Genomic DNA, 2,477 nt, shown 5'->3' with positions numbered 1-2,477 from the left:
CAGCTTCTTCGGCGAGCGGGCCGCGCATCACCGGTTGGCCGACCATTGGCAGGTTGGTGGGTTGGCCGGAGTTGGCAAACTCAACGTTCGGTGTTGGCTTGCCCAGTGGCAACTGCGCCTGTTCGGTTGGCGCGCCAGCGGTGGTCGGTGCCTTGTTGCGACCTGGAATCAACCAGGCGGCGGCGACGGCAACCACGACAACGGCAGAAATTGCCAATACGTGCTTCTTCGGCATAGTAAACCCCATCTTTGGACGCTTTACCGCTGAGCGGCTGGCAATCATGGCTTCGATCATGGCATCCCGGGCAACCTGGTTGATGGTGCCAGGCCAGCCGTCGGAGCTTTCGTGAATATCAGAGATCTGCGAAGCGGAGAAAAGTTCGATGCCCTGCCCTGCGCCTTCCAGCCGCTGGGCCAGGTATTCGCGGGTTTCTTCTTCTTCGTAAGGCTGCAGTTCGATGACGTGGAACAGCTCCTGCTCACCGCTGATCTGTTCAAGTTCGGCGATCAGCGAAGACTCGCCAAACAGGAACACATGCGGGCGCCCTTCAGGCGTACCGGCCGCCAGGGCCAGCAACGCTTCCAGGGCAGATTCGTCGAGCTGCTCGGCGTCATCCACCAGCAGGTAGACTTCCTGGCCGGTCAGGCCCAGTTGCACCACTTGCTTGAGGATCGCATTCGGCTCGGCAGTGGACACGTCGAGGGCCTGGGCCACTTGACGCAACACGCCTGCCGCATCACCGGCACCACGGGCGGAAACCACCACGCTCTGTACCGATTGCTTGTTGGTGCTGGCCACCAGTGCCTGGCGCAGCAAGGTCTTGCCGCTGCCCAACGGGCCGGTGACCACCAGCAGCAACTGGCTGTAGCGCGCCAGGTGGTGCAGTTGTCCCAGCACCGGCTTGCGTTGCGCAGGGAAAAACTTGAAACCAGGCACCCGAGGAGCAAAAGGGTCGTGGCTTAACTGGTAATGGCCGAGGAACGCCTCGTCGGCATGCAAACTAGTCATCGGGATCTTATTAACCTTTAAGCTGGGCCAGGGCGCGGTAATCCGCTCCCAGCGTGGCCTGTAAAATCTCTTTCGGATAATCGTCGGTCACTACCGCTTCGCCCATTCGGCGCAACAGCACCAGTCGCAGTCGACCGTCGATCACTTTCTTGTCTATTGCCATATGTTCGAGAAAATCTGCCTCGGTCATCTCCTCGGGAGGAATGACCGGCAACCCGGCGCGCTGGAACAGGCGGATCCCGCGATCACGCTCCTGGGCGCTGATCCAGCCCAGGCGTTGCGACATCTCCAATGCCATCACTGTGCCAGCCGCTACGGCCTCTCCATGCAACCACACACCATAGCCCATGTGGGTCTCGATCGCATGGCCGAAGGTGTGGCCGAGGTTCAAGGTGGCGCGCACGCCGGACTCACGCTCGTCGGCATTCACCACCAGCGCCTTGGCGGCGCAGGAGCGGGAAATCGCTTCGGTGAGTGCCACCTGGTCGAGGGCGCGCAGGGCGTCGACGTGTTCTTCCAGCCAGGTCAGGAACGGCTCGTCGCAGATCAGCCCGTACTTGATGACTTCCGCCAGGCCCGCCGACAGCTCGCGGGGTGGCAGGGTATTGAGGGTGGCAGTGTCGATCAGCACCACATTCGGCTGATAGAACGCGCCGACCATGTTCTTGCCCAGCGGGTGGTTGATGCCGGTCTTGCCGCCCACCGACGAATCGACCTGGGACAGCAAGGTGGTCGGTACCTGGATAAAGTCCACGCCGCGCTGATAGCAGGCGGCTGCAAAGCCAGCCATGTCGCCGATCACACCGCCACCCAGGGCCACCACAGTGGTGCGCCGGTCATGACGGGCCGTCAGCAGGCCATCAAAGATCAGTTGCAGGGTTTCCCAGGTCTTGAAGGCCTCGCCGTCCGGCAGCACCACCGAGATCACCGAGTACGCCGCCAGGCTGCGGCTCAGACGCTCAAGATACAGCGGCGCGACCGTTTCATTGGAGATGATCGCCACTTGCCGCCCGGCAATATGCGGTGCGAGCAACTCGGGCTGGTCCAACAAACCTTCGCCAATATGGATCGGGTAGCTGCGCTCGCCAAGATCGACCTTAAGTGTCTGCATGTGTCCCCGCGTTGAAGATGAAAGCAGGCGTCCTGCCCTACATTAACGTTGTCGGCAACGTCGGGATCTGACGCTGCCTGATGGCTCTACGCCACAACTCGGACGGTCATGACGCGCCGCCGAGGATAGCGCATTTCGGCCCTGGCTTTAACGGGGTGGCAACTGTGCCAGGCGCTCGAGAATGTCGAGAACCACCATTCGTGGCGGCCGCTCATCGGTTTCCACCACCAGATCGGCGATTTCCCGATAAAGCGGGTCGCGCAGCGTCAGCAGGTCCCGCAGGGTTTTTGCCGGGTCGGCGGTGCGCAGCAATGGGCGATTGCGGTCGCGAGCGGTGCGGCCCACCTGCTGCTCGAC

3 protein-coding genes are annotated in these 2,477 nt (G+C 62.0%); all 3 read right to left on the bottom strand.

Translation table 11 applies throughout. The annotated features are described in order from the left end of the window. On the bottom strand, positions 1-1,009 hold a 1,009-nt coding region (locus HX846_RS13480; protein WP_178965538.1), incomplete at its 3' end, for an AAA family ATPase. 10 nt (positions 1,010-1,019) lie between these two features. Next, positions 1,020-2,120 (bottom strand): 3-dehydroquinate synthase, encoded by a 1,101-nt coding sequence (gene aroB, locus HX846_RS13475; RefSeq protein ID WP_003209346.1) that lies wholly within the window; start codon positions 2,118-2,120, stop codon positions 1,020-1,022. Positions 2,121-2,267: 147 nt separating this feature from the next. Then, on the bottom strand, positions 2,268-2,477 hold a 210-nt coding region (locus tag HX846_RS13470), incomplete at its 5' end, for a shikimate kinase (protein WP_306173116.1).

It is taken from the genome of Pseudomonas sp. K5002, from assembly GCF_013386655.1.
GTDB lineage: Bacteria > Pseudomonadota > Gammaproteobacteria > Pseudomonadales > Pseudomonadaceae > Aquipseudomonas.
Note: the sequence above shows the minus strand (reverse complement) of the source record. Positions and strands in the feature narration are given on the sequence as shown.

Coding starts and splice junctions, on each gene's coding strand:
- aroB (WP_003209346.1), bottom strand. CDS start 2,120: ATGCAGACACTTAAGGTCGATCTTGGCGAGCGCAGCTACCCGATCCAT.